Genomic DNA, 25036 nt, shown 5'->3' on the forward strand with positions numbered 1-25036 from the left:
ACGGTACTCATGAGTCCCATCCGAATGCCTTCCGAGCCCATGAGCGAAGCCGAACTCGACGCCGACGCCGCCGACCGCATGCTGCTACAGCGCATGTCGGCCGGCGATCGCGCCGCGCTGGCGGTCATGTACCGCGGATACCACGGGCGGCTCGTCCGCTTCCTTTCACGCCTGACCCGGCGCACGGACGTCGTCGAGGAAGCGATCAACGACTGCTTCTGGATCGCCTGGCAGAAGGCGGCCACGTTCCAGGGCGATTCCCGCGTATCCACCTGGATCATGGGCATCGCCTATCGCTGCGGACTGAAGGCGCTGCGACAGCACGGCAGCGAGCCGGTCGACGAAGACAGCGTGCCGGAAGACCGCACGCCCTCGCACGATCCCGGCGACGACCGCGAGATGCGCGACTGGCTCGGCAAGGGCCTGGACCGTCTTTCCGCCGACCAGCGCGTGGTGATCGAACTGGTCTACGGCATCGGCCATACGCTCGACGATGTCGCGACGATCATGCAATGCCCGGTGGGCACCGTGAAGGCACGGCTTTTCCATGCGCGGGTGAAACTGCGCAACGTGCTCCCGGGGCTTGCCGGCGAGCGAACCATCAACAGGGAGATCGTGCCATGACTTTCCAGAAGGACATCGGCCGGGATTGCCCGCGCGCCTGGGAAGCGATGCCCTGGGTACTCCAGGGTGACGCGTCGCCCGTGCAGGGCGCCTGGCTGAACATGCACCTGGCCGAATGCCAGGCCTGCCGCGAGGAATTCGCGCAGCAGGAGCGCCTGCGCGCCGCGCTGGCGTTGCCGCCGGATCTCGATATCGACGCGGAAGCCGGGCTCGCCCGCCTGCTGTCGCGCATCGAGGAAGCGGACCCGCAGCGTGTCCCCGCTTCGCGTTGGGCCGCGTCGTCGAACTGGCTGACCCGCGGCCTCGTCGCCGCGGTGCTGATCCAGGCCATCGGCATCGGCGTGCTCGGGATCAAGCTCGGGGGCGAAAGCGGCGGCCACGCGGCCGCGCCGGCCTACCGCACGCTGAGCCAGGAATCCGCGCCCGCCGCTCCCGGCTCGCTCCACGTCGTACCCGTGGCGACCCTGAAAGTGGCCGAGTGGAACAACCTGCTGCACCAGTACCACTTGCGCGTCGTCGGCGGTCCGAACGACGTGGGCGCGTATACGCTCGTCTCCACCGACGGCAATGCCCCGGCGCCGCAAACCCTGCAGCGCCTGCGCGCCGATCCGGGCATCCGTTTCGCGGAACCCGTCACCGACACCCCATGAAGCACGCCCCTTTCGTCCTGGCGGTGTTCCTTTCCACCCTCGCCGCCTGCGCTCCCGTGCGACCGGACGTGGCTCGGGGAGGCGACGCGCCTGTCCGTGGCGTCGTCGCCATGGACAGCGAACGCGACATCGTGCTCGTCGTGGCCAATCCCCTCGAACCGGCCCCGACGCATGCCGGTTCCAACCTGCTCGGCTATGCGCCGTCGGCAAACTATGGCGCGGGCCAGCGGGCCATCTCCGTGCTGTCCGACATCAAGCGCGCCTATGGCATGCATGAAGTCGCCGGCTGGCCGATCAAGGCCCTGGGCGCCTACTGCGTGGTGCTGAAACCGCCGCAGGGGACGGACCGCGACGCGCTGGTCGCACGCCTGGCCGGCGATGGCCGCGTGCAACTGGCGCAGGCATTGCAGGATTATTCGGTCTACTCGGATGCGCCCCAGGACGGAAAGAAATACAACGATCCGTACACCGACCTGCAACGTGGCTTCGTGGAAACCCATGCGGCCGTGGCGCATACGGTGACGCAGGGCCAGGGCGTGCACGTGGCGATCGTCGACACCGGTGTCGACATCTCCCACCCCGACCTGCAAGGCCACATCCACGACAGCGACGACGCCGTGGACAGCGATACCTCGGCATTCAACCACGACCGCCATGGCACCGAGGTCGCCGGCGTCATCGCGGCGGTGGGCGACAACCGGCAGGGCATGGTCGGCATCGCGCCGAAATCGCGGCTCAGCATCTACAAGGCCTGCTGGTACCCGCCCGGCCAGCGCGCCGCACGCTGCAATTCCTTCACCCTTGCCAAGGCGCTCGCCGCCGTCAACGACACCGATGCGCGCATCGTCAACCTGAGCCTGGGCGGCCCTGCCGATCCCCTGCTCGGCAAGCTGCTGGCGCAGCTGGTGGGCCAGGGACGCATCGTGGTCGCGGCATTGCCACCCGACGGAACCACCGGCGGTTTTCCCGACAACGCGCCCGGCGTGATCGTGGTCCGTTCCAGCGCCACCACGCCGGCGCCGACGGGCATCGTCAGCGCGCCGGGCAACGACATCCTCACCACCCAGCCGGGCGGCGGATACGACTTCACCTCCGGGTCGTCGATGGCGACGGCCCACGTGAGTGGCATCGTCGCGCTGCTGCTGTCCCTGGCACCGCGGCTGGACGCCCGCACGGCCCGCGACATCCTGCTGCGCACGAGCACCGTCACCAACGGCATGCTCGAGGTGAACGCCGCCTCGGCGGTCGCCGCGCTGCGCGCGAGCGAAACTCCCCACGACCACTGATCGGCGACGACCCATGAAGATCCTTTCGGACACGACGGGCGCGATGCCCGATGTCGCCACGCAGACCGCCCCGCGCTTCGGCGCCCCGTTGGAATGGGTGGGCATGGACGGCATCGACGCCCCCGTGGGCTTCGACGCCGGCGACGGCGTCACCCGGTTCGCGGCGGCGAAGATCGGCGCCTTCGTCAACCTCGTGCGACCGGACGTGCGTGGCATCCACATGTCCCGGCTCTACCTGATGGTGGACGAATACCTGAGCACGCGCGGCCTGGACACGGCGACGATCGACGCCATGCTGCAAGCCTTCCTGGCATCGCACGAGGGATTGGCGGACCGCGCGCGCATCACCATCCGCTTCCAGCATCTCGTGCGCCGGCGAGCCCTGCGCAGCGACAACAGCGGCTGGCGTGCGTATCCGGTGACGATCGAAGCCACGCGGGACGCGCACGGGTTCCGTCTCGGGCTGTCGACCGAGGTGACCTATTCGTCCACCTGCCCCGCCTCCGCCGCCCTGGCCCGCCAACTGATCCAGGAGCGCTTCACGGAGGACTTCGCGGCAGATGCTCCACTCGACCGTGCGGCCGTGCTGGCCTGGCTGGGCAGCGAGCAAGGCATCGTCGCCACGCCGCACGCGCAGCGCAGCGTCGCGCGCCTGAGCGTGAGCTACGCCGAGGGTGCCACTCCGAACCTCATCCGTTTGCTCGACGCCGTGGAAGCGGCGCTCGGCACGCCCGTGCAGACGGCGGTCAAGCGCGAAGACGAGCAGGCCTTCGCCCTCGCCAATGGCGGCAACCTCATGTTCTGCGAGGACGCGGCGCGGCGGATCCAGAGAGTGCTGGACGGTGACGCGGACCTCGCCGACTACCACGTCCGGCTAGAGCACCAGGAGAGCCTGCATGCGCACGACGCGGTGGCGTTCGCCAGTAAATCATGACGGTTGAAACGTCCAAAAACGTCATCGACCCTGCGTGAAACTTGATGTACCTTCCTGAATGAACGTCTGCGACCCTCCCCAAGGGAAGTCGCCGGCCACGTCGCCGCCTCCGACGAGGCGGCCTGTCTAGCCAAGTTCCTAGGGAGCTCAAGCGATGGCACTCACCCGCCGCGAGTTCATCAAGTTCACCGGCCTGGGCCTTGCCGCCTCCAGCATGGGCATGCTCGGCTTCGGGGGATCGGGCGTGGCGCAAGCCGCCGCCGTCCGTCCCTTCAAGCTCACCCACGCGACTGAAACGCGCAATACTTGTACGTATTGCTCGGTCGCCTGCGGCATCCTCATCTACAGCATGGGCGACCGGGCGAAGAACGCCCTCTCGAACATCATCCATATCGAGGGCGATCCGGACCATCCGGTGAACCGTGGCACCCTGTGCCCGAAGGGCTCGGCCCTGCTCGATATCGTGCATGCGCCCACCCGCCTGAAGACGCCGCGCTATCGCGAACCGGGAGGGACCGAGTTCAAGGACGTCTCCTGGGATTTCGCCCTGGACCGTATCGCCAGGCTGATGAAGGAAGACCGCGACAAGCACTTCATCGCCACGAACGCGGCCGGCACCACGGTCAACCGCTGGACCAGCACCGGCATGCTGGCGGCCTCGGCCTCGTCAAGCGAAACCGCCTTCCTCACCTGGAAGGTCGCCCGCTCCCTCGGCATGGTGGTGTTCGACAACCAGGCGCGCGTCTGACACGGACCGACGGTGGCCAGTCTGGCCCCATCATTCGGTCGCGGTGCGATGACCAACACCTGGCAGGACATCAGGAACGCCAACGTCGTCCTGGTGATGGGCGGCAACGCCGCCGAAGCGCACCCCTGCGGATTCAAGTGGGTGATCGAGGCGAAGATCGAGAACGGCGCGAAGCTCGTCGTCGTCGATCCGCGCTTCACCCGCACGGCCTCCGTGGCCGATTACTACGCCCCCATCCGGCCGGGCACGGACATCGCGTTCCTGAGTGGCGTGATGCGTTACCTGCTGGAAAAAGATGCGATCCAGCACGAATACGTACGCGCGTATACCAACGCCGGCCTGATCGTGAAGGATGGCTTCGACTTCCAGGACGGCCTGTTCAGCGGCTACAACAGCGAAACCCATAGCTACGACAAGTCGAGCTGGGACTACGAGCTGGACGAGCAGGGTTTCGCCAGGTCGGACGATACCTGGCAGGACCCGCGCTGCGTGATCAACCTGCTCAAGCGGCACGTGGCCCGGTACACGCCGGAAATGGTCTCGCGCATCACGGGCACGCCGCAGGACAAGTTCCTGCACATCTGCGAGTTGTTCGCGAGCACCGCCGCGCCCGACAAGGCCATGACCAGCCTGTTCGCGCTGGGCTGGACGCAGCACACGGTGGGCGCGCAGAACATCCGCGCCATGGCCATGATCCAGCTGCTGCTGGGCAACATCGGCGTGGCCGGCGGCGGCATGAACGCGCTGCGCGGGCATTCCAACATCCAGGGGCTGACCGACGTCGGCCTGCTGTCCAACCAGATGCCCGGCTACCTGACCCTGCCCAACGACAAGGAAACCAGCTTCGACGAGTACATGTCGACGAAGCTGTTCAAGCCCTTGCGTCCTGGCCAGACGAGCTACTGGCAGAACTACCGCAAGTTCGTGGTCAGCCTGCAGAAGTCCTTGTATGGCGACGCCGCCACGCAGGAGAACAACTGGGCTTACGACTGGCTGCCGAAGCTCGACGTGCCCCTGTACGACATCATCAAGGCGTTCGAAATGATGAACGCCGGGCAGATGAACGGCTATATCTGCCAGGGCTTCAATCCACTGCAGGCGTTCCCGGACCGCGGCAAGATCCGCCGGGGACTCAGCAAGCTGAAGTTCCTCGTCACCATGGATCCGCTGGACACGGAGACCTCGCGCTTCTGGCAGGACTTCGGTCCGCAGAATCCCGCCAAGCCCGCGGAAATCCAGACCGAGGTGTTCCAGTTGCCGACCACCTGCTTCGCCGAGGAAAACGGCTCGTTGGTCAACTCGGCGCGCTGGCTGCAATGGCACTGGAAGGCGGCCGAGGCGCCGGGCGAAGCCATGTCCGATATCTGGATCATGAGCGGCATCTTCCATCGCCTGCGCGAGATGTATCGCAAGGAGGGCGGCGCCTTCCCCGATCCGATCCTCAACGTCACCTGGAAGTACACCGATCCGGTCGCACCGGACCCGGAGGAACTGGCGAAAGACATGAACGGCCGCGCGCTGGTCGACATCACCGACCCGGCCACGGGCGTGACGACCAAGGCCGGCACGCTGCTGGACGCCTTCGCGCAATTGCGCGACGACGGCACCACCGCGTCGGGTTGCTGGATCTTCACCGGCTCGTTCACCGAGAAAGGCAACCAGATGGCCCGCCGCGACGCGACCGATCCACGCGAGCAAGGCATCGCCCCGAACTGGGCGTGGGCGTGGCCGGCCAACCGCCGCATCCTCTACAACCGCGCCAGCGCCAACCTCGAAGGCAAGGCCTGGAACCCGAAGAAACCGGTGATCGAGTGGAACGGCACGCGCTGGGTCGGCATCGACGTGCCCGACTACGGCCCGACCGTGAAGCCCTCCGACGGTGTCGGTCCCTTCATCATGAACGCCGAAGGCATGGGCCGCCTGTTCGCCCGCAACCTGATGGCGGAAGGCCCGTTCCCCGAGCATTACGAGCCGATGGAATCGCCGGTGGACAACGTGCTGCATCCGAAGGTCAATAACAACCCGGTGGCCCGCGTCTTCGCCGACGACCGCTCCGCCTTCGGCAACGCCAAGGACTTCCCGTACGTGGCGACCACGTACCGCCTCACCGAGCATTTCCATTTCTGGACCAAGCACGCGCTGATCAACGCGATCCTCCAGCCGGAGGAATTCGTCGAAATCGGCGAGGTCCTGGCGAGGGAGAAGGGCATCGAGCAAGGCGGCTGGGTGAAGGTGTCGTCCAAACGTGGCGAAGTGGTGTGCAAGGCCTACGTGACCAAGCGCATCAAGCCGCTCATCGTGGACGGCAAGCCTGCCCATGTGATCGGCGTGCCGTTGCATTGGGGCTTCACCGGCCAGGCCCGGAAGGGCTATGGCGCGAATACGCTGACGCCATCCGTCGGCGACGCCAATACGCAGACGCCGGAGTTCAAGGCGTTCCTGGTGAACGTCGAAAAGACCAGCGCACCGGTCACCGCCTGAGGCCCACGACATGTCAGACCTGCAATCCCAAGACTATGTCCGGCGCTCGGCCTCGACGATGACGCCCCCCGTGGCGCGCAGCCACGAGGACCAGGTCGCCAAGCTCATCGATGTGAGCCGCTGCATCGGCTGCAAGGCCTGCCAGTCGGCCTGCATGGAATGGAACGACCTGCGTCCGGAGATCGGTCACTTCGAAGGCTCGTACGAGAACCCCATGGACCTGGGGCCGAGCGTATGGACCCTGATGAAGTTCGCCGAGTACGAGAACGAACAGGGCAACCTCGAATGGCTGATCCGCAAGGACGGCTGCATGCACTGCGAGGATCCGGGCTGCCTGAAGGCGTGCCCGGCGCCCGGCGCGATCGTGCAGTACGCCAACGGCATCGTCGACTTCATCAGCGACAAGTGCATCGGCTGCGGCTACTGCGTGAAGGGCTGCCCGTTCGACGTTCCCCGGATCAGCAAGAAAGACCACAAGTCGTACAAGTGCACGCTGTGTTCCGACCGCGTCTCGGTCGGGCTGGAGCCTGCCTGCGTCAAGGCCTGCCCCACCGGCGCCATCATGTTCGGCTCCAAGAGCGACATGACCCATTGGGCGGGTGAGCGCATCGAGGACCTGAAATCGCGCGGCTTCGAGAATGCCGGCCTGTACGATCCGAAGGAGGTCGGCGGCACGCACGTGATGTACGTGCTGCACCACGCGGACAAGCCATCGCTTTATTCCGGCCTGCCCGACAAGCCGCGCATCAGCCCCGTGGTCGAGGCGTGGAAGGGCATCATCAAGCCGTTGGCCGTGGCGGGCATCGCCTTCGCCGCCATCGCCGGTTTCTTCCACTGGATCACCGTGGGCCCGAACGAAATCACGGAAGAGGACGAGGAAGCGGCCGCGCGTGCCCTGCGTGGAGAGCGTGAACCGGACCCGGAGGAGAAGTCATGACCCGCCCGAAGTATGCGATCACCCGCTACACCACGGTCAACCGGATCAACCACTGGACCAACGCCGGGCTCTTCATCCTGCTGCTCCTGTCCGGATTGTCCATGTTCCATCCGATGCTGTTCTTCCTGTCCGGCCTGTTCGGCGGCGGGCAATGGGCGCGGGCGGCGCATCCGTGGTTCGGCGTCCTCTTCATGCTCAGCTGGATCGGCATGATCATCCAGTTCTGGCGCATCAACGTGCCGAACAAGGACGACGTCGCATGGTCGAAGGCGATCGTCCAGGTCGTCGTCAACGACGACGAACACGTACCTCCGATCGGCCGCAACAACAGTGGCCAGAAGGCCGTGTTCTGGGCGATGACGCTGCTGGTCCCGGTGCTGTTCCTCACCGGACTGCTGATCTGGGAAGTCTATTTCGGCGGGGCCACCTCGATCGAGGTGCAACGCGTGGCCGTGCTCATCCATAGCCTGGCAGCCATCGCGGCCATCCTCGTCTGGGTGGCCCACGTCTATGCGGCCATCTGGATCCGCAACTCGGTGCGCAGCATGACCCAGGGCTATGTCACCCCGGGCTGGGCCTGGCATCATCATCGCAAGTGGTTCTTGGAGCTGGCTTCCGGCCAGCGCGGCAAGACCACGCCCAGGAAAGACCCGTGAAGCAAGCCGAGTCACCACCCAACGCCAAGTGGAGCGGTCCTTCCCACGCAGGCGTGAAGGCTCCCGATCCGATCGTGCTCGCCGATCCATCGCGACGCTTCGCGACGACGGCGAAGCGGCTCGACGATCTTGCGGCGGGCCATCCGATGGAAGCGTGGCTGCGCTTCATGGCCGGACTGGCACGCGCGCAGCACGCCGTCGCGACGACGCTCGGCCCCGCCGCCACGCTCGGGACCGATACCGTGGCGCAGGCGACCGAGGCGCGATTGCCGCCGCTGGCGGCGGACGGCCATCGCCGTGACGTTTCATGGCGCGACGGGTTGATGCTGCTGCTCGATCGCATCGACGTCGCGGGGTTGCCACCTCCCGCCCTCGACGCTATGGAGACGTTGCGACGTGGCGACCATGTCACGCTGGACAAGTTGGCCGACAACTTCCTGCGCGGGGGTCTGTCTACCGCGGACGCGGGCGCGGCGGTTTATGTCGCCGCTGCCCTGCAGGTCTATTTCACCTGTTCCGCCGCTCGATTGAACGTCGACGAACTTCGCCTCCTGGAGGAACGCGGCCTTTGCCCGTGCTGCGGTTCACCGCCGGTTTCGGGCGTGATCACCGCAAGCGGCACCACGCCCGGCACGCGCTACCTGCACTGCTCGATGTGTTCCACCGCGTGGAACCACGTGCGCGCCGTATGCATCACCTGCGGCGGCACGCGCCACCTTTCGCTCCAATCCATCGAGGGCGACAACGGCCTGGTCAAGGCCGAGACCTGTGCCGACTGCCACACCTACTCAAAGCTGTTCTTCCAGGTGCACGACATGCAGGCCGACCCGTTCGCGGACGACCTCGCTTCGCTGGGGCTGGACCTGTTGATCGCCGAGGCCGGTTTCGCGCGGCATGCGCCGAACCCCTTGCTGCTGGCTGGTGAGGACGAGGACCAATAACACCGGCCGATGCTTGCGCCGCACTGGCCGATCGGTGCGCCCAACGTTCATCACCGTTTGCCGGCTACGCTTCCTCCGTCGACAACGACGTATTCAGCGTTTCCGCTCTTCCATGTCGGGCTCCGCCTGTCGATACGAATGCAGGGCCGGCCGCCACAGGAGGTGATATCGACGTGACGCAACGCCTCCCGCACATCGGCGCGAACTTCGGCAGCACCGGCGCGAATTTCGGCATCTTTCAATCGGGTGTTAGCCCTGTTCAAGAGGAGCAGGAAGCCGGCGAAGAGCAGGATACCCAGGCCGGCCAACGCAGCGATCATCTGCCATGGCCGAACGATCCTTGGCCGCAGTGCCGCTTCGATGCGCCGGTGCTGCCCTTCATGCATGGTCAGGATATCTTGCATGAAGCGAGCTTCCTCCCGTTCCCGGGTAGCCCGAATCGCAGCTTGGGTATCTTCCGATTGCTTATGCAGCTTCTTGCTCCACTCCTCCAGGCGGCCCGATACCACCAGCATGTCCTTGAGCGCATCCGTCGTGTGTTCGTAGTTCATGGTTCCTCTCCCTGAAATCAGCGCGACATGCCTATGCTTTGTTGCTGATCGCGTTGCAATGCCTGGACGTGATTCATCTGTTCCTGTCGTTGCGCTTCCTCGGCAAGGCCTTGCAGGCTCTGCTCCAACGGCTGCGCCATCGCCTGCATCTTCTCCACGACGACGAAGCTGTCGAGAACGGCATTGCCCGGATGCTTCCATATGGCAGCGAGTCCTTCCCCGCCACGGACGGGATACAGATCATCGATGGCGGGCATGCGCCGACGCTGTGCTTCGTATGAGATGCTGCCTGCCATCTGTTCCATTTCTGTGCGGTTCCAATACCCCGCATCGTCCGGCCCAAGCCGTTCCAGGTGGCGTAGCGCCTGATCTAACAAAGGGTTATCGCGGCCTGGGATTCGATGGAGCTTCTCCAACTCCCATTGTTCGGCTTCGTCGAAACGTTGCCGCCCATAGTCGGATTTGGCCATTGCGGAAGCCGCTTCGCTCATAGCTTGTCCGTCACCGTTCCTTACGGCGGCGAGATAGTCATCGAGGATGATATCCGAAGGCGATTTCCGCCCGGGCAATGGCGGTGTCGGTTCGACGACTGCCGGTGTCACCTCGTGCCATGGGAACTGCCGGGCCAACGAGACGTCCACGGGATCGGCATCGTGGCAGAGATCGACGATCTTGCAGTTCGCCAGTTCATCCCGAAGATTGCGCTGGCCGTCATCGTCCATGCGCAAGCCGAAAGCGGCCGTCGCGCCCCTGGCCTGGAAAATCGTGTATTGAAACGGATCGTCGGGCACCGGGCGATGTTCGAACAGCGGTCGGTCGGTCAAGGCATTGAGGTAGTCGGCCATGCCGTTGAAGGCCATGGACTCGAGACCCGCCTCGCGATTGCCACCGCCGACGTTGGAATGACCACCCGGCACCGGCACGCTGAGGAAGCGTCCGTCATCGGACCAGTCCGGATCGAGGATGGTCTGGTGCGGAAACAATTCGCGTTGTTCGTCGCGGGCGATTTGCGAGAAACCCGACAGTACCGACTTCGGCAGGCGCGCGTCGTAGTTGCGCGGCATGTTGGTCGCCACGGGGTCGAACAGGCCGACGGCCTGGGCGACTTGGCCGGGAGGAATCAGCGTACGGGGTGCTTTCACCGTGAGGTTGCCGTCGGCATCGCGGCCGAACCTGAGATCATATGGACTGGAGATGCCGTGCCGATCCACGAGGCGCGCCAAACCGGGAACCAGGACAGCGCCACGGCTATAGCCGACGCCGACCAGACGAATTTTCGCCTGCGGGTCTTCTTGCTGCCATTGATATGCCTGTTCCGCCAACGCGTGATACATCTCCTTGATGCGATCATCCCAGGTATAAGCCAAGGCACCATCGGCCAGTCGTGCCACCGGATTCTTCTGCGTCCCTATGCCAGGAACATAGTGTGCCCCGATGTTGTTGGCTGGGTCCCTTTCCAGCAAATTTGCGCGCTTGGAAAGGACGCCGACATTGGTCGGCAACTGTGCAGGGTCGTCAACGTTTTGCCCTGTCCCATCGAACAGTGCGATGAACAGATACTCATGGGGGTCCTGGCGACGCTGCATCATGGGGACTGGCTGGTGCGCCAGCTGCTGGCGCATCCGTTCGTACAGTTCGATATCCTGCGAAGTAGCGGGACGCGATGCGCCGCCGGAAACAAGTTGCCCCATGGGCCGACACTCCCTGTGTTCAGTAGTTATAGGTCTTGACCCGGATCAGGTCATAGCGGACATCGCTATACGGGTTACCTGGAATCTGAAGATGCCTGGTAGGAATACCTGCACGCATATAGATTCGGATGGTGCGGTCGTTGACTTCCAACAGGATGGAGGGGTGAGTGTGTAGCACGCCATCCGGAACCTCGCGTATTTCTTCGCGTGGAACGTTATGCAGTGTCAATTGGTCCCGGAAGATCGCACCGATGTCTATCTCGGCATGATGTTCGGTTCCGTCCTTGGCACGCCACGTCACTTCGGCCGGTGGCGGAAAGTTGTCGAATGACATGCCTCCATTCCAGTTGTCGAGATAGCCGGTGCCATAGGTGGACGATGGAACCGACGGACGCTCGTCGCCGCTCTCCATGCCGCCGTACCAGATGCTGCAGTACTGCGTGTCATAGCAGCGAGCGCCGAAATTGTGCCGCTTGAACTTCAACGGCCACTTCACGGGCCGGTAGTTCATCTCCGCCCGGATCGCCGCTTCGTTCCGATCTGTCATGGCAATCTCCTTTTGCAACGACGGTGCGACGGTGGGTTGAACACAGGCCGCCAGGTACAGGCTCAACGGCACACTCAGTCGATTCCATTTCATCGTCGCTCCTTGCATGCCACGTGTGGCTTTCGCCTGCGCGACGAACCATTCGTGCTGCGGACAGGTATTCGTAATGCGCGAGTCTATCGATCATCCGACGCAATGAAAAATAAGTACATGAATCTATTCATATTTAGTGAGAACATTCTCACTCCGACCTCTTTGCTCGATACGGATCGCCAAATACCACGCACGTTTTCGCCTTGACCCTGTTCTATGGGAACCGCAGCATAGGTAAACCCTGAACCTTCGTTGCCTTGCTTCCGAACCGGAGCCGGGATGAGGGCGATGTCACTGGATGAACGTCATGTCCGAATCCGAGGCAACTTTCCTGCGCCAACTTCCCTCGATTGCCACCGTGTTGGCGACCGCGGAGGCGGCGCTGCTGGTGGAACGGCATGGACGGGTCGCCACCACCGATGCCATCAGGCAAGCCGCCAACGAAGCGCGCGCCTCCCTGCGCGACAAGCCTGCGACCGTTCCCGGTCCGAGCGAACTCGCGGCATCGGCCAAGGTGCTGCTGGAGGCGCGCGCACCGGGCCTGCGCCCGCTGTTCAATCTCACCGGCACCGTGCTGCACACCAACCTGGGCCGCGCGGTACTCGCCGAAGCCGCCATCGACGCGGCGGTGGAAGCGATGCGCCACGCGGTGGCGCTGGAGTTCGACCTGTCCAGCGGGGCACGCGGAGAACGCGACGATCACCTGCGTGCCCTGCTTCGCGAACTGACCGGCGCGGAAGATGCCACCGTGGTCAACAACAACGCCGCGGCCGTGTTGCTCTGCCTCAACACCTTCGCGCTCGGCCGCGAGGCGGTGGTGTCGCGCGGCGAGCTGATCGAGATTGGCGGCGCCTTTCGCATGCCCGACATCATGACGCGTGCCGGCGCGAAGATGATCGAGGTGGGCACCACCAATCGCACCCATCCCGCGGACTACCGCGACGCGCTCAACGAGCGCAGCGGCCTCGTTCTGAAGGTGCATACCTCGAACTATCGCATCCAGGGTTTCACCGCCGAGGTCGGGGCGCGCGCGTTGGCGGCGATCGCCAACGAGGCCGGCGTGCCGCTGCTCAACGACCTGGGTTCGGGCAGTCTCGTCGACCTCTCCCGCTATGGACTCGCCCGAGAACCGACCGTGCGCGAAGCGGTGGCGGAGGGCGCACGGCTGGTCACGTTCTCCGGCGACAAGTTGCTGGGCGGACCGCAGGCGGGCTTCATCGTCGGCGACCGCGAACTCATTGCAAAAATCAACCGCAACCCGCTGAAGCGCGCCTTGCGCGTGGACAAGATAAGACTCGCCGCCATCGAGGCCACGCTGAACCTGTATCGCGACCCCGACCGTCTCGTCGAACGGCTGCCGACCCTGTGCTTCCTGTCACGCCCCCTCGCGGACATCGAGGCACAGGCCCGCCGCCTGCGGGCACCGGTGGCGGAACGGATCGGCGATGCCTTCGTCGTCGAGGTCGGCGATTGCCATAGTCAGATTGGTTCCGGCGCGCTGCCGCTGGATACGCTTTCCAGCGCCGCGCTGTCGGTCCGCCCGGTCGGCAGCCAGCGCACGCTGGAAAACCTCGCGGCGGCGCTGCGCGCGTTGCCGCGTCCCATCGTCGGCCGCATCGGGGAAGGCGCGCTGCACCTGGACCTGCGCTGCCTTGCCGACGTCGACGAAGACGCCTTCCTGGCCACCCTCGCCCACCTCGCCCGCACGCCATGATCATCGGTACGGCCGGCCATATCGACCACGGCAAGACGTCCCTGGTCCGGGCCTTGACGGGTGTCGACGGCGACCGCCTGAAAGAAGAGAAGGCACGCGGCATCACGATCGACCTGGGCTTCGCCTATCTGCCGCTGGACGATGGGCTCGTCCTCGGCTTCGTCGACGTGCCGGGTCACGAACGATTCGTGCACACGATGGCCGCGGGCGCGAGTGGCATCGACATCGCCCTGCTGGTGGTGGCCGCCGACGATGGCGTCATGCCGCAGACGCTTGAACACCTCGCGATCCTCGACTTGCTGCGCATCGGGCGCGGACTGGTCGCGCTGACCAAGGCCGACCTGGTGCCGCCGGAACGGCTGGCTGAGGTGACGGCGCAGATCCGCGAAGCGACTGCGGGCACGATGCTCGAGAAGGCGGACATCCTGCCGGTGTCGTCGACGACGGGCCTGGGTGTCGACGCGCTGCGCGAGCGGCTCGCCATAGAGGCACGAGCGCTCGGCGAACGCCGTGTGGACGGGTGTTTCCGGCTCGCGGTGGATCGTGTGTTCACACTACCCGGCATCGGCGTGGTGGTGACCGGCACCGTATTGTCCGGCACCGTGAAGGTGAAGGATCAGGTCATGCTCAGCCCCTCCGGCCTGACCGCGCGCGTGCGCTCGCTGCATGCGCAGAACCGCCAGGTGGAGACCGGCCGCGCAGGTGATCGTTGCGCACTGAACCTCGCTGGCGACGGCATCACCAAGGACGCGATCCAGCGCGGCGACATGCTCGTCGATCCTTTCCTGCACGCGCCGACCGACCGCATCGACGCGAGCCTGCATATCCTTGCAGGGGAGCCCAAGCCCATCGGTGCATGGTTCCCTGCCCGATTGCATCACGGCGCAACCGAGGTCGGCGTGCGCGTCGTGCCGCTGGACGGCGAACAATTGCTTCCGGGACAGACGGCCGACGTGCAGCTGGTGTTGAGCGAGCCGGTCGCCGCGGCGGCGCTCGACCGCTTCGTGCTGCGTGATGTATCCGCACGGCGAACCATCGGCGGCGGCCGTTTCATCGACCTCCGCGCGCCATCGCGACAGCGCCGCACGCCCGAGCGCCAGGCACAACGAGCGGCGCTGGCGATCGACGATCCACGGAAGGCGCTCGCCGCGCTGCTCGATGCGCCGCCGTTCGCGTGGGACGTGCTCGCGTTCGGGCGCGATCGCGCGCTGGCGGCGGCCATGCTGGACGACATCGTCGCCGCGCTCGCACCGCTGGTGTTCGACGCGGGTGACGAGCGCGTGGCGATCGACAAAGTGCACTGGCAGGATTTCGTCGACGCCCTGGTCGAACACCTCGAAGCATTCCATGAGACCCATCCGGATGTGCAAGGCATCGGCCGGGAAAAACTGCGGGCAGCCTTGCGCCCTCGGCTGCCGCCCGCCGCATTCGCCTTGGCGCTGCAACACGATGACGTCGCCCACCGCGTGGTACGCGACGGTGCGTTCGTGCGCATGGCCTCGCACACCTTGCAGTTGAATCCGGAACGCGAGGCTGCCTGGCGGGCGGTCGAACCTTTGCTTGGCGGCGACGTCCGTTTCCGGCCTCCGCGAGTACGCGACATCGCCGCCGTGATCGAGCGCCCGGAGACGGAGGTCCGCCAGCTGATGAAATTCGCGGCCCGCGTCGGCCTCGTGGACGAAGTGGCGCACGATCACTTCTTCCTGCGTGCGACCGTGCATGAGATGCTGTTGATTGCCGCCGATGTCGCGTCGCACGCGGCGGACGGCCGTTTCACCGCGGCGCAGTTTCGCGACCGGCTCGACAACGGGCGGAAAGTGGCGATCCAGATACTGGAGTTCTTCGACCGCCAGGGTGTTACGCTGAATCACGGCACACTACGCCGGATACAGGCGCGTTACCTCGACCTGTTCGGCTCAGTGCCAGCGTGACCGCCATCCATGGAAGAGCATCGTTCCCGGTGGGACGTCCGGACTTCAAATCCGGGTGAGGCAGCCAGACTGCCTCGGGTGGGTTCGACTCCCATGCTCTTCCGCCATCCCGGAGTGACGGGTCGCGGGCCAGCCCGCTTCCCACCCGGTTGCGGGGTAGCCGGCTTCCCACCAGGGCGATGAGGTGTCAGGCCAACTCGACGCCGGGCGCGCCCGTTGTCGCCGTGCCGACGATGCGTGCGCGGGGGTAGCCTGCCGCCTCGATCGTCGCCAGGATCGCCTCGGCCCGTTCCGCCTTGCATGCCACCAGCAAGCCGCCGGACGTCTGCGGGTCGGTCAGCAAGGCGCGGCGCCAGTCCGGCAGGCCGGTGGGCAGGACGACGCCATCGCCGTAGCTGTTCCAGTTCCGCTTCGATGCGCCGGTGATGAAGCCAGCCTGGGCGAGCCGCTCGGCCTGGTCGAGGAAGGGAACACGATCTCCCTCGATGCGGATTCGCAGACCGCTCCCACGCGCCATTTCCAGCGCGTGTCCCAGCAAACCGAAGCCGGTGACGTCGGTGATCGCATGCACGTCATCGTCCTGTGCCAGCTCATGACCGACGCGGTTGAGCAGCGTGGTGGAAGCCAGCATTTCCGCGTATGCGTCCTCCGGCAGTGCCTCCTTCTTGAACGCCGCCGAATAGATGCCGACGCCGATGCCCTTGGTCAGAATCAGCACGTCGCCCGCTTGCGCGCCCGTGTTCCGGCGCACGTTGGCGGGCGTGCACAAGCCGATCGCCGCGAGGCCGTAGATCGGTTCGGCGGAGTCGATCGAATGGCCGCCCGCCACGGGGATGCCCGCCTCGGCGCAGATGGATTCGCCGCCAGCGAGGATGGCGCGGACGGTGTCGACGTCCAGCTTGTCCAGGGGCATGCCGAGGATGGCCAACGCCATGATCGGCTTGCCGCCCATCGCGTACACATCGGAGAGCGCATTGGCCGCGGCGATGCGGCCGAAGTCGTAGGGATCGTCGACCACCGGCATGAAGAAATCGGTGGTGGCGATCACGCAGGTGCGCTCGTCCACTTGCCACACGGCGGCATCGTCACTGGATTCGGTGCCGACCAGCAGTTGCGCGAACGGCATCGCCGATGGCTTGTCGGCCAGCAGTTGTCGGAGCACGGAAGGCGCGAGCTTGCAGCCGCAGCCGCCACCGTGGGCGAGTTCGGTCAATCGGACGGAGGTCATGGCAAATCCTGCGAAAGTCCCGTTGGTGCAACCGCGAGGTCACGTAGAGCATAGCGAAGGCAACGGAGCTTGAAGTATCTTCCAGCGAAAGTCTTGCCCCTCCGCAGCGCATCGGGCCTGCGGCTTCCGGCCGGCAACGTCGTGCCCTGTAGGGCCGTCATGTCACACCCTGTTCGGAGGGGTCTATGGACGCCGCTTTGCGGAAGGCGCGCACCGTGCGCTGGTCGGTATGGCTGTTGCTGGCGATCGCCGGCCTGTTCTATGTGAAGTGGTACCCGTACTACGGCCGCGCGTTCGTCGCGGCGGACCAGCATTCCATCGGCCATTCGATCCTCATGGGCGACCTGGCCAGTGCGCCTGCGCCCTCCTGGAACGCGGCCATCGACTATGCGCTGGCCTACGGCAAGGCCATCTGGAAGGCGATGGTGCTGGGCCTGCTGCTGGGGTCCGGCGTCCAGGCGCTGCTTCCGGTGAACTGGGTACGGCGCACCCTGGGTAACCGTGGTTTCGGCAGCACCCTCGCGGGCGGCCTGCTGGGCGTGCCGGGCATGATGTGTACCTGCTGCGCGGCGCCGGTGGTGGTGGGCCTGCGCAAGCACCAGGCGTCACCGGGCGCCTCGATCGCGTTCTGGCTGGGCAATACGATGCTGAACCCGGCGACGCTGGTCTTTACCGGCTTCGTCCTCGGCTGGCACTGGACCGCTCTACGCATGGTGCTGGGCGTACCGATGGTCTTCGGACTCGGCTATCTCGCCAACCGCCTGTCCGGCCTGGAACCTTCATCGGCCGCCGTCGCGCCGATCGCCGAAGCCGAGCCGCAGTCCCTGGCGGAGGTCGGCAAGCGCTGGGCGCGGATCTTCACCACGATGACGCTGCGGCTCATACCGGAATACTTGGTGATCGTCTTGCTGCTAGGCGCGGCGCGCGCGTGGATGTTCCCGCATATCGGTCCGGACATCGGTGAACACTGGTACTGGATCGCCGCGTTCGCCGTGGCGGGAATGCTCTTCGTGATTCCCACCGCCGGCGAGGTACCCATCGTGCAGGCGATGCTCGCGCTGGGCATGGGCGGCGGCCCGGCCGCCGCCCTGCTGATGACCCTGCCCCCGGTGAGCCTGCCCTCGCTGGCGATGCTGGGCCGGTCCCTGCCCGTGCGCTTGCTGGTGACGATCGCCGTGGCGGTCGTGGGTTTTGGCGTCCTCGCCGGCGCACTCGCCGCCCTGTTCGGGATGCATTGAGCGAATCGTGTAAAATCAATGCCATGCGCATCGGTCCCCACACCATCGCACCGGCCGTGGTGCTCGCGCCCATGGCCGGCGTCACCGACAAACCCTTCCGCCTCCTGTGCAAGCGCCTGGGGGCCGGCCTGGCTGTGTCTGAAATGACCACGGCCGATCCGCGCCTGTGGAACACGACCAAGTCACTGCGCCGGATGGACCACGAAGGCGAGCCGGAGCCGGTGAGCGTGCAGATCGCCGGCTACGACCCCGGCATGCTGGCCGAGGCGGCGAAGTACAACGCGGACAACGGCGCGCAGATCGTCGACATCAACATGGGCTGTCCGGCGAAGAAGGTCTGCAATGTCTGGTCGGGCTCCGCCCTGCTCCAGGACGAACCGCTGGTCGCGCGCATCGTGCAGGCCGTGGTGAAGGCGGTGGATATCCCCGTCACGCTGAAGATCCGCACCGGCTGGGACCGCGAGCATCGCAACGCGTTGAACATCGCGCGCATCGCCGAGGACGCCGGCATCGCCGCGTTGGCCGTGCACGGCCGCACGCGAGCGGACAAGTACGAAGGTGACGCCGAGTACGCCACTATCGCGGCGGTGAAGGCGAACGTCTCGATCCCCGTCCTCGCCAACGGCGACATCGTCGACCCGGCGAAGGCGCGCGAAGTGCTGCGTGCCACCGGCGCGGACGCGGTGATGGTCGGCCGAGGTGCGCAAGGACGTCCGTGGATCTTCCGCGAGATCGCGCATCATCTCGACACCGGCGGATTTCTGCCGGAGCCGACGCCCGGCGAAGTTCGCGGCATCCTCGTCGGCCACCTCGAGCATCTGTACGCCTTCTACGGCGAGCGGATGGGCGTGCGCATCGCGCGCAAGCACCTGGGTTGGTACGCCAAGGATCGACCGGAGAACGCCGCCTTCCGCCACGTCGTCAACCAGGCCGAAGACGCCACCACCCAACTACGCCTGACACGCGAATACTTCGACGCCCTGGAAGCCGGCGTCTCCCTCGCCGCCTAGGCCGCCTTCAACACCGCCGCCATCTTCGTCCGGTCCAGTTCTTTCTCCCACGCGCACACCACGATCGCCGCCACGCCGTTGCCGACCAGGTTGGTCATCGCCAGGCCGGTGCCGAGGAAGCGGTGGATGCCGAGGATGAGGACCATGCCCGCCACCGGTACCACCGGGACGACGCTCAGCGTCGAGGCGAGCATGACCAGCGCCGCGCCGGCGACGCCGCTGGCGCCCTTCGACGTGAGCATGCCGACGATGGCCACGGTGATCTGTTGTTCGATGGTGAGGTCGATGTTCAACGCCTGCGCGATGAACAGGATCGCCATGGTCAGGTAGATGTTGGTGCCGTCCAGGTTGAACGAGTACCCCGTAGGCACGACGAGTCCCACGGTTTCCTTCGGACAACCGAGTTCTTCCATCTTTCGCATCAGCGGCGCCAGCACCACCTCCGACGAACTGGTGCCGAGCACGATCAACAACTCGTCCCTGATGTACGCGCAGAAACGAAGGATGCTGAATCCAGCGATGCGCGCGACGATGCCGAGGATCACCACGACGAAGATGACGCAGACCAGGTAGAAGCTACCGATCAGTTCCATCAGCGGCACCAGCGACACGACGCCGTATTTGCCGATCGTGAACGCCATCGCGCCGAACGCACCGATGGAGGACACCGCGGTGATGTAGTGCACGATCTTGAAGAACACCTGGGCGCCCGCCTCGATCACGTCGTACACGGGCTTGCCACGTTCACCCACCGCCGCGAGCGCGCAACCGAACAGCACCGACACCAGCAGGATCGAGAGCACGTCGCCCTTGGCGAACGCGCTGACAAAGGTGCCGGGAATGATCGACAACAGGAAGCCGATGGATTCGATGTTGTGGCCCTGGGCGACGAGGTTGCCTATCTCACCCGCCTTCAGCGTGTCCGGGTCGACGTTGAAACCGGTGCCGGGGTGGAAGAGGTGCCCCGCCACGAGGCCGAAGAACAAGGCGATGGTGGAGATCATCTCGAAGTAGAGAAGCGCCTTGCCGCCGACGCGGCCGACCTTGCGCATGTCGCGCATGCCGGCGATGCCGGTCACCACCGTGCAGAAGATGATCGGCCCGATCACCATCTTGATCAGGGCGATGAAGCCGTCGCCCAGGGGTTTCATCGCTTCGGCGTACTTCGGCGAAAGGTAGCCCAGGACCACGCCCAGGATCACCGCCACCAGCACCTGGATGTACAGCTGCCGGTAGAACGGTTTGCGCGGCTTCTGCGACGAGGGAATGGTGGCGGCGATATCGGACATGCGTATTCTCGGTCGTGGGTCGATCAGGCGAAGTCGTACAGACGCGCCGGGTTGTCGACGAGGAGACGCTTGCGCAGGGCCTCGTCGGGACAGAAACGGAACATCAGGTCGACCAGCCCACCGTCATTGGGCATGTCCTTGGAGATATTCGGGTGCGGAAAGTCCGTACCCCACAGCACGCGGTCCGGTGCCGTCTCGATCAGGGTTCGCGCGAACGGAATGGCATCGTCGAAAGGCCGCTTGCCGACGGAGACCCGCTCCGCGCCACAGACCTTCACCCACGCCAGCGGATTGTCCCGCATGAGTGCCACCAGCAGGCGAAACGGTTCCTGCTCCAGGCCTTGGGCGGCCTGCACGCGGCCCATATGATCGATGACGAAGGGTACGCGGATCTTGGCCAGGACATCCTGGAGTTCGACGATATCGTTGGCATCCAGGTGGAGCACGACGTGCCAGCCCATCTCGGCCACGCGGTCGAGCACGCGCCAGAACACGTTCATGTCGGGCCTGCCACCCAGGTGCTGGACGAAGTTGAACCGCACGGCGCGCACGCCGCCACGATCGAGTTCCTGCAAGCCGGCCTCGCCGATACCGTCGTCGACGATGGCCACGCCGCGATAGCGCCCGTTGCCGCGCGCGATGGCGTCGAGCATGGCCGTGTTGTCGGTGCCGTGGCAGCTGGCCTGGACGATCACGCCCCGCTCGAATCCGAGGAAATCGTGCAAGGCCACCAGGTGTTCATAAGGCGCGTCCGGCGGCGTATAGCTGCGATCCGGGGCATAGGGGAACGTGTCCGCGGGACCGAACACGTGGCAGTGCGCATCGCAGGAAAGCGCGGGCATCGCGTGCAACGGCTTCGTGGGATTCGGATCGGGGGGAAGACAGGACTTCATCGGGTCACTCATTGGGAAGGTCGTCGACGTAGCGCAGGCCGGCTTCGGCCAGCTTCGGACGCATGTCGTAGATGTCGAGGCCGAGCTCGCCCGCGGCCAGCCGCGCGCGCTTCGACTCTTCGTTCATTACGCGCTTGCGCGATGCGGCGATGGCGGCGTCCACCGTGGCGTGCGGCACCACCACCACGCCGTCGTCATCGGCGACGATCGCGTCGCCAGGTTTCACGTACTGGCCTCCAATCACGACGGGCACGTTCACCGCGCCGAGGGTGGCTTTCACCGTTCCGCGTGCGTGAACCGCGCGCGCCCAGACGGGAAAGCCCATGCGGCGCAGCTCCGCGCTGTCGCGAACGCCGGCGTCGATCACGAGGCCGGCGACGCTGCGCGACATCAGCGACGTGGCGAGCAGGTCACCGAACATGCCGTCGGTATTTTCCGTCGTGCAGGCAACGACCAGGATATCGCCGGGGCGGCATTGCTCCACCGCGACATGGAGCATCCAGTTGTCGCCCGGCTGTGCCAGCACGGTGACCGCCGGGCCTGCGATGGCCACGTCCCGCTGGATGGGTGCGATTGGTGGCAGGAACAGGCCCGTGCGGCCCTGCGCCTCGTGCACCGTGGCGACCCCCATGGCGGCGAGCGACCCAGCCTGGTCGGCCGTGAGGGATGGGCGGTTGCGAACGACCACGCCGATCATGCGAGCGTGCCCTGGGTCACATGCGGGAACACGCGCTGGAACGCCTCGGCGTAGGTGATCTTGAAATCCGAGTTGCGCGTGGCCTGGGCGCCACGCTGCAGGCCGACGCGGGTGTAGTACTCCCACAGGTGCTCCTGCGCGCGCATGGTCTCGAACGCCGCGCGCTTCTTCTCCCATACCGATGTGATGTCGAGGAACAGTTCCGGCTTCCACTCGCACTGTTCCGGCTGGTGCGGTTCGAACAGGTATACCGGCGGCGCACCGATCACCGGCACGTCCGGTTCATGACCGTGCGCCTGTGCCACCACGCGCGCCTCCTGGGCGACGTGCGTCGCCAGCGGATGGTCGAAGTTATAGGGGTCCTTCAACGAGTGGCTGAGCACGAAGGAAGGGCGCAGTTCACGGTAGATGCCGGCCAGGTGGAAGACCACGTCCAGGCCGGCGCGCATGGGGTAATCGCCGATGTCGAGGAACTCGACGCTGGCGCCGAGGATGTCCGCGGCTTCCTTGGCCTCGGCGCGGCGGTCGGTCTTCACCTTCTCCATCGTCATGCCGGGCTGGCGCCAGAGCTTGGCGGATTCGCCACGTTCGCCGAACGAGAGGCAGACGATGTGCACGCGCCAACCCTGCGCCGCATGCAGCGCGATCGCGCCGCCGGCGCGCCAGACGAAGTCAGCGGAGTGGGCGCTCACGACGAGCGCGGTCTTGGATTCGGACATCTTCAGTGCTCCAAAGGGAAGGATCAGGCGGTGGGACCGCGCCAGATCGAGGGAGAAACGGGGACGCTGCCGCGCATCAGCAGGCGGGCCGTACGCAGCAGTGCCGCGCGGACGACGCGCGTGCCTTCCAGCCCGATCTCCACGCTGAATTCACCGGTGGGATGTTCGATGGAGAGCGTGCGGACGTCGCCCTGCCCCGGCACGGCGACGTCATGGGCCACGGAGCCGGGAAGCACGGCCGCCGTGGCGACGGTGACGGCGCCGAGCACGCCGATCGAGGTGTGGCAGTCGTGCGGTATGAACGTGCGCGTGCCGATGGCGCCACCAGCACGCGGCGGGGACACGAGCGTGATTTTGGGAATCGGTTTCCGGGTGACGTCACCGAGGTTCATCAGCAACGCGGCCTTCAGGCGCAGCGACTCGATGCGCGCCTTGAGTTCCATGTCGGCATCCAGGGCCTCCGGCCGCTCGTCGCCGCGCACGCCGAGGGCGGAGGCCGCGATGATCATCACCGGCATGCCATTGTCGATCAGCGTCATTTCGATGCCATCGACCGTGTCGCGCACGTTGCCCGTGGGCAGGAGGCTACCCGTGAGCGAGCCTTCCGTGTCGAGGAACCGGCAGCGCACCGGTGCGGCCGGACGCGGGACGCCGTCGATGCGTGCGTCGCCGTCGTAGAGGGGGACGCCCGCCGGCGTATCGATGTTGATCTCGGCGATGACGCCGGTGTTGACCGTGCGCACGCGCCGCGTCGTGGTCCCGTGGTCGCCCGCGATCAACCCGGCTTCGATCGCTGCCGGCAGGGCCGCCGCGAGCATGTTGCCGCAATTGGGCGTGGTGTCCACCGTGCCTTCGGCGATGCCCACCTGGCCAAACAGGAAATCGAGGTCGGCGGCACCATCGGTTGGCACCGAGAGGATGCCTGTCTTGCTCGTGAGGGGGCGGGCGCCACCAAGGCCATCGATCTGGCGCTCGTCGGGCGAACCCATCGCCGCGAGGATGACCGCGTCGCGGGTGGCGATGTCGCCGGGCAGGTCGCGCGCCAGGAAGAAGGGGCCCTTGGACGTGCCGCCGCGCATGTACCAGCAGGGAATCTCGTGTGCCATGGCATGTCGCCCATCGTCTGAAACAACCGGCACGATGGTCGTCCTGCCGCGACACGCGAACAACGCGATGGCGCGCCTATCTGCTATGCACGAATGGCATAGCTAGGCATGCACCATGCAATTGATGCAACGCGTCATCCGTCCTGCGGGTCCAGCTTGCCTTCCGCGATCAGTTCGTCCACGAGGATCAGCGCCTGCTCGGTGATCGCGCTCATGGGCCGCTGCGTGGGCGTCGCCACGACGAGACGCGTCACGATGTTCGGCATGACGATCGGTACCGCCCGCAATCCGTGCGGACCACGGCGGGCCAGCACGGCATTGCGCGAGAGGATGCCGTAGCCCACCCCGCGCTCGACGAGATCCAGCAGCGAGCGCACGGAGTCGATCTCAAGACGGATGTCCAGCGACACACCATATCGCGCGGTGTCGGCCTCGATCAGCTGGCGCACCGAATGCAGTGGCGAGGGAATGATGAGCGGATACTTGCCTAGCGTGGCCAGGGGAACGCTGTCGGGCAACTCGTGGCCGTCCTTCACGCTGCCGATGAGGTAGAGCTCCTCGGTGTGCACATGGCGGAACCGCATGTTGGCGTTTACCGACGGGTTGTACAGCAGCGCGCAATCGAGCCGGCCCAGTTGCAGCCACTCGAGCAGGCTGGCGCTCAGGGCTTCCACCACGCTGATCTGCGCCACCGGAAAGCGCTCGCGGAAGCGCATCACGAGATCCACCGTGAGCAGGCCGCCCACGCTGGGCGGGAGGCCGATGGCCAGCTTGCCGGCGTAGACCCCACGCGCCTTGCCCAGTTGCATGCGCGCGACTTCGACCTGGCGCAGGATGCCGCGCCCGTGCTCCACCAGCTCGCGCCCCGCATCGGTGGCGACGACGCCGCGGCCGTTGCGTTCGAGCAGGTGGGTGCCCAACTCCATTTCCAGTTGGCGCACCTGCCGGCTGAGCAGGGATTGCGAAACGTCGAGCGTGGCGGCGGCGCGCGTGAGGCTGCCGAACTCGACGATGCGGATGAAGCTCTGCAGGTGTTTCAGGTCCACGGGAAGATCACGCGCCAGCCGGCCAG

22 protein-coding genes and 1 tRNA gene are annotated in these 25036 nt (G+C 65.8%); 13 read left to right on the forward strand and 10 right to left on the reverse strand.

Annotation, left to right across the window (positions count from 1 at the left end):
• Positions 1-24 precede the first annotated feature (24 nt).
• The 8 genes from QFZ41_RS06955 to fdhE all read left to right on the forward strand — a co-directional run bounded on the left by QFZ41_RS06955 (position 25) and on the right by fdhE (position 9257).
• Complete coding sequence (locus QFZ41_RS06955) at positions 25-624, forward strand: RNA polymerase sigma factor (protein WP_429200198.1); 600 nt, start codon at positions 25-27, stop codon at positions 622-624.
• Positions 621-1274 carry an anti-sigma factor family protein gene (locus tag QFZ41_RS06960; RefSeq protein ID WP_429198085.1) on the forward strand — a complete coding sequence of 218 codons (654 nt, stop codon included), beginning with the start codon at positions 621-623 and terminating at the stop codon, positions 1272-1274. The genes QFZ41_RS06955 and QFZ41_RS06960 overlap by 4 nt, the downstream gene beginning before the upstream one ends.
• The gene (locus QFZ41_RS06965; RefSeq protein WP_429198086.1) at positions 1271-2560 is read left to right on the forward strand and encodes a S8 family serine peptidase; all 1290 of its coding nucleotides are present in this window, start codon (positions 1271-1273) and stop codon (positions 2558-2560) included. The genes QFZ41_RS06960 and QFZ41_RS06965 overlap by 4 nt, the downstream gene beginning before the upstream one ends.
• A 13-nt stretch (positions 2561-2573) precedes the next feature.
• Positions 2574-3494: a GTP cyclohydrolase FolE2 gene (gene folE2, locus QFZ41_RS06970; protein WP_429198087.1), complete on the forward strand. Its 921-nt coding sequence runs from the start codon at positions 2574-2576 to the stop codon at positions 3492-3494.
• 154 nt (positions 3495-3648) lie between these two features.
• Positions 3649-6723 carry a formate dehydrogenase-N subunit alpha gene (gene fdnG / locus QFZ41_RS06975; protein ID WP_429198088.1) on the forward strand — a complete coding sequence of 1025 codons (3075 nt, stop codon included), beginning with the start codon at positions 3649-3651 and terminating at the stop codon, positions 6721-6723.
• Between the two features lie 10 nt (positions 6724-6733).
• Positions 6734-7660 carry a formate dehydrogenase subunit beta gene (gene fdxH / locus QFZ41_RS06980; RefSeq protein ID WP_429198089.1) on the forward strand — a complete coding sequence of 309 codons (927 nt, stop codon included), beginning with the start codon at positions 6734-6736 and terminating at the stop codon, positions 7658-7660.
• Positions 7657-8316: a formate dehydrogenase subunit gamma gene (locus QFZ41_RS06985; protein ID WP_429198090.1), complete on the forward strand. Its 660-nt coding sequence runs from the start codon at positions 7657-7659 to the stop codon at positions 8314-8316. The genes fdxH and QFZ41_RS06985 overlap by 4 nt, the downstream gene beginning before the upstream one ends.
• Complete coding sequence (fdhE, locus tag QFZ41_RS06990; protein ID WP_429198091.1) at positions 8313-9257, forward strand: formate dehydrogenase accessory protein FdhE; 945 nt, start codon at positions 8313-8315, stop codon at positions 9255-9257. Before QFZ41_RS06985 ends, fdhE begins: the two co-directional genes overlap by 4 nt.
• Before the next feature lie 50 nt (positions 9258-9307).
• Here fdhE and QFZ41_RS06995 read toward each other — a convergent pair whose 3' ends face one another.
• From QFZ41_RS06995 to QFZ41_RS07005, 3 genes are read right to left on the reverse strand one after another with little or no spacing between them, the layout of a single operon-like run.
• The gene (locus QFZ41_RS06995) at positions 9308-9808 is read right to left on the reverse strand and encodes a hypothetical protein (RefSeq protein WP_429198092.1); all 501 of its coding nucleotides are present in this window, start codon (positions 9806-9808) and stop codon (positions 9308-9310) included.
• A 17-nt stretch (positions 9809-9825) separates the two neighbouring features.
• Positions 9826-11499, reverse strand: coding sequence for a phospholipase effector Tle1 domain-containing protein (locus QFZ41_RS07000; protein WP_429198093.1), 1674 nt, complete (start codon positions 11497-11499; stop codon positions 9826-9828).
• A gap of 19 nt (positions 11500-11518) precedes the next feature.
• A complete protein-coding gene (locus QFZ41_RS07005; RefSeq protein WP_429198094.1) occupies positions 11519-12139 on the reverse strand; it encodes a hypothetical protein in 621 nt (206 codons plus the stop codon).
• A 298-nt stretch (positions 12140-12437) separates the two neighbouring features.
• Here QFZ41_RS07005 and selA point away from each other — a divergent pair, with 298 nt between their 5' ends.
• The 3 genes from selA (at position 12438) to QFZ41_RS07020 (ending at position 15891) form a co-directional block, all read left to right on the forward strand.
• Complete coding sequence (gene selA, locus QFZ41_RS07010) at positions 12438-13853, forward strand: L-seryl-tRNA(Sec) selenium transferase (protein ID WP_429198095.1); 1416 nt, start codon at positions 12438-12440, stop codon at positions 13851-13853.
• Positions 13850-15784: a selenocysteine-specific translation elongation factor gene (gene selB / locus QFZ41_RS07015; protein WP_429198096.1), complete on the forward strand. Its 1935-nt coding sequence runs from the start codon at positions 13850-13852 to the stop codon at positions 15782-15784. The genes selA and selB overlap by 4 nt, the downstream gene beginning before the upstream one ends.
• 11 nt (positions 15785-15795) lie before the next feature.
• Positions 15796-15891: transfer RNA gene (locus QFZ41_RS07020), tRNA-Sec, on the forward strand.
• Positions 15892-15971: 80 nt separating this feature from the next.
• Here the strand turns inward: QFZ41_RS07020 and selD are convergent.
• Positions 15972-17012 carry a selenide, water dikinase SelD gene (gene selD, locus QFZ41_RS07025; RefSeq protein ID WP_429198097.1) on the reverse strand — a complete coding sequence of 347 codons (1041 nt, stop codon included), beginning with the start codon at positions 17010-17012 and terminating at the stop codon, positions 15972-15974.
• 185 nt (positions 17013-17197) lie between these two features.
• Here selD and QFZ41_RS07030 point away from each other — a divergent pair, with 185 nt between their 5' ends.
• Both QFZ41_RS07030 and dusB read left to right on the forward strand, forming a co-directional pair.
• Positions 17198-18250, forward strand: coding sequence for a permease (locus QFZ41_RS07030; protein WP_429198098.1), 1053 nt, complete (start codon positions 17198-17200; stop codon positions 18248-18250).
• 23 nt (positions 18251-18273) lie between these two features.
• Entirely contained in the window at positions 18274-19260 is a 987-nt protein-coding gene (gene dusB, locus QFZ41_RS07035; protein WP_429198099.1) for a tRNA dihydrouridine synthase DusB, read from the forward strand.
• Here dusB and QFZ41_RS07040 read toward each other — a convergent pair.
• From QFZ41_RS07040 to QFZ41_RS07065, 6 genes are all read right to left on the reverse strand, one after another.
• Positions 19257-20549, reverse strand: coding sequence for a dicarboxylate/amino acid:cation symporter (locus QFZ41_RS07040; protein WP_429198100.1), 1293 nt, complete (start codon positions 20547-20549; stop codon positions 19257-19259). The two genes, dusB and QFZ41_RS07040, sit on opposite strands and share 4 nt — an antisense overlap.
• Positions 20550-20572: 23 nt before the next feature.
• Positions 20573-21442 carry an amidohydrolase family protein gene (locus QFZ41_RS07045; RefSeq protein WP_429198101.1) on the reverse strand — a complete coding sequence of 290 codons (870 nt, stop codon included), beginning with the start codon at positions 21440-21442 and terminating at the stop codon, positions 20573-20575.
• 4 nt (positions 21443-21446) lie between these two features.
• On the reverse strand, positions 21447-22139 hold the full coding sequence (locus QFZ41_RS07050; protein WP_429198102.1) for a 4-carboxy-4-hydroxy-2-oxoadipate aldolase/oxaloacetate decarboxylase: 693 nt from the start codon (positions 22137-22139) through the stop codon (positions 21447-21449).
• The gene (locus QFZ41_RS07055; protein WP_429198103.1) at positions 22136-22858 is read right to left on the reverse strand and encodes a PIG-L deacetylase family protein; all 723 of its coding nucleotides are present in this window, start codon (positions 22856-22858) and stop codon (positions 22136-22138) included. Before QFZ41_RS07055 ends, QFZ41_RS07050 begins: the two co-directional genes overlap by 4 nt.
• 23 nt (positions 22859-22881) lie before the next feature.
• A complete protein-coding gene (locus tag QFZ41_RS07060) occupies positions 22882-23964 on the reverse strand; it encodes a 4-oxalomesaconate tautomerase (protein ID WP_429198104.1) in 1083 nt (360 codons plus the stop codon).
• Positions 23965-24098: 134 nt separating this feature from the next.
• Entirely contained in the window at positions 24099-25010 is a 912-nt protein-coding gene (locus tag QFZ41_RS07065) for a LysR family transcriptional regulator (RefSeq protein WP_429198105.1), read from the reverse strand.
• Positions 25011-25036: the final 26 nt, after the last annotated feature.

This window comes from Luteibacter sp. W1I16 (genome assembly GCF_050434905.1).
In the GTDB taxonomy this organism is placed as follows: Bacteria; Pseudomonadota; Gammaproteobacteria; order Xanthomonadales; family Rhodanobacteraceae; genus Luteibacter.

Bases quoted from the DNA above. Each gene is read 5' to 3' on its own strand.
- QFZ41_RS07040 (WP_429198100.1), bottom strand. From the start codon at position 20,549: ATGTCCGATATCGCCGCCACCATTCCCTCGTCGCAGAAGCCGCGCAAA.
- QFZ41_RS07000 (WP_429198093.1), bottom strand. From the start codon at position 11,499: ATGGGGCAACTTGTTTCCGGCGGCGCATCGCGTCCCGCTACTTCGCAG.
- selB (WP_429198096.1), top strand. From the start codon at position 13,850: ATGATCATCGGTACGGCCGGCCATATCGACCACGGCAAGACGTCCCTG.
- QFZ41_RS07050 (WP_429198102.1), bottom strand. From the start codon at position 22,139: ATGATCGGCGTGGTCGTTCGCAACCGCCCATCCCTCACGGCCGACCAG.
- selA (WP_429198095.1), top strand. From the start codon at position 12,438: ATGAACGTCATGTCCGAATCCGAGGCAACTTTCCTGCGCCAACTTCCC.
- selD (WP_429198097.1), bottom strand. From the start codon at position 17,012: ATGACCTCCGTCCGATTGACCGAACTCGCCCACGGTGGCGGCTGCGGC.
- QFZ41_RS07060 (WP_429198104.1), bottom strand. From the start codon at position 23,964: ATGGCACACGAGATTCCCTGCTGGTACATGCGCGGCGGCACGTCCAAG.
- fdxH (WP_429198089.1), top strand. From the start codon at position 6,734: ATGTCAGACCTGCAATCCCAAGACTATGTCCGGCGCTCGGCCTCGACG.
- QFZ41_RS07030 (WP_429198098.1), top strand. From the start codon at position 17,198: ATGGACGCCGCTTTGCGGAAGGCGCGCACCGTGCGCTGGTCGGTATGG.
- folE2 (WP_429198087.1), top strand. From the start codon at position 2,574: ATGAAGATCCTTTCGGACACGACGGGCGCGATGCCCGATGTCGCCACG.
- QFZ41_RS07045 (WP_429198101.1), bottom strand. From the start codon at position 21,442: ATGAAGTCCTGTCTTCCCCCCGATCCGAATCCCACGAAGCCGTTGCAC.
- QFZ41_RS06995 (WP_429198092.1), bottom strand. From the start codon at position 9,808: ATGAACTACGAACACACGACGGATGCGCTCAAGGACATGCTGGTGGTA.
- QFZ41_RS07055 (WP_429198103.1), bottom strand. From the start codon at position 22,858: ATGTCCGAATCCAAGACCGCGCTCGTCGTGAGCGCCCACTCCGCTGAC.
- QFZ41_RS06960 (WP_429198085.1), top strand. From the start codon at position 621: ATGACTTTCCAGAAGGACATCGGCCGGGATTGCCCGCGCGCCTGGGAA.
- QFZ41_RS06955 (WP_429200198.1), top strand. From the start codon at position 25: ATGCCTTCCGAGCCCATGAGCGAAGCCGAACTCGACGCCGACGCCGCC.
- QFZ41_RS06985 (WP_429198090.1), top strand. From the start codon at position 7,657: ATGACCCGCCCGAAGTATGCGATCACCCGCTACACCACGGTCAACCGG.
- QFZ41_RS06965 (WP_429198086.1), top strand. From the start codon at position 1,271: ATGAAGCACGCCCCTTTCGTCCTGGCGGTGTTCCTTTCCACCCTCGCC.
- QFZ41_RS07005 (WP_429198094.1), bottom strand. From the start codon at position 12,139: ATGAAATGGAATCGACTGAGTGTGCCGTTGAGCCTGTACCTGGCGGCC.
- dusB (WP_429198099.1), top strand. From the start codon at position 18,274: ATGCGCATCGGTCCCCACACCATCGCACCGGCCGTGGTGCTCGCGCCC.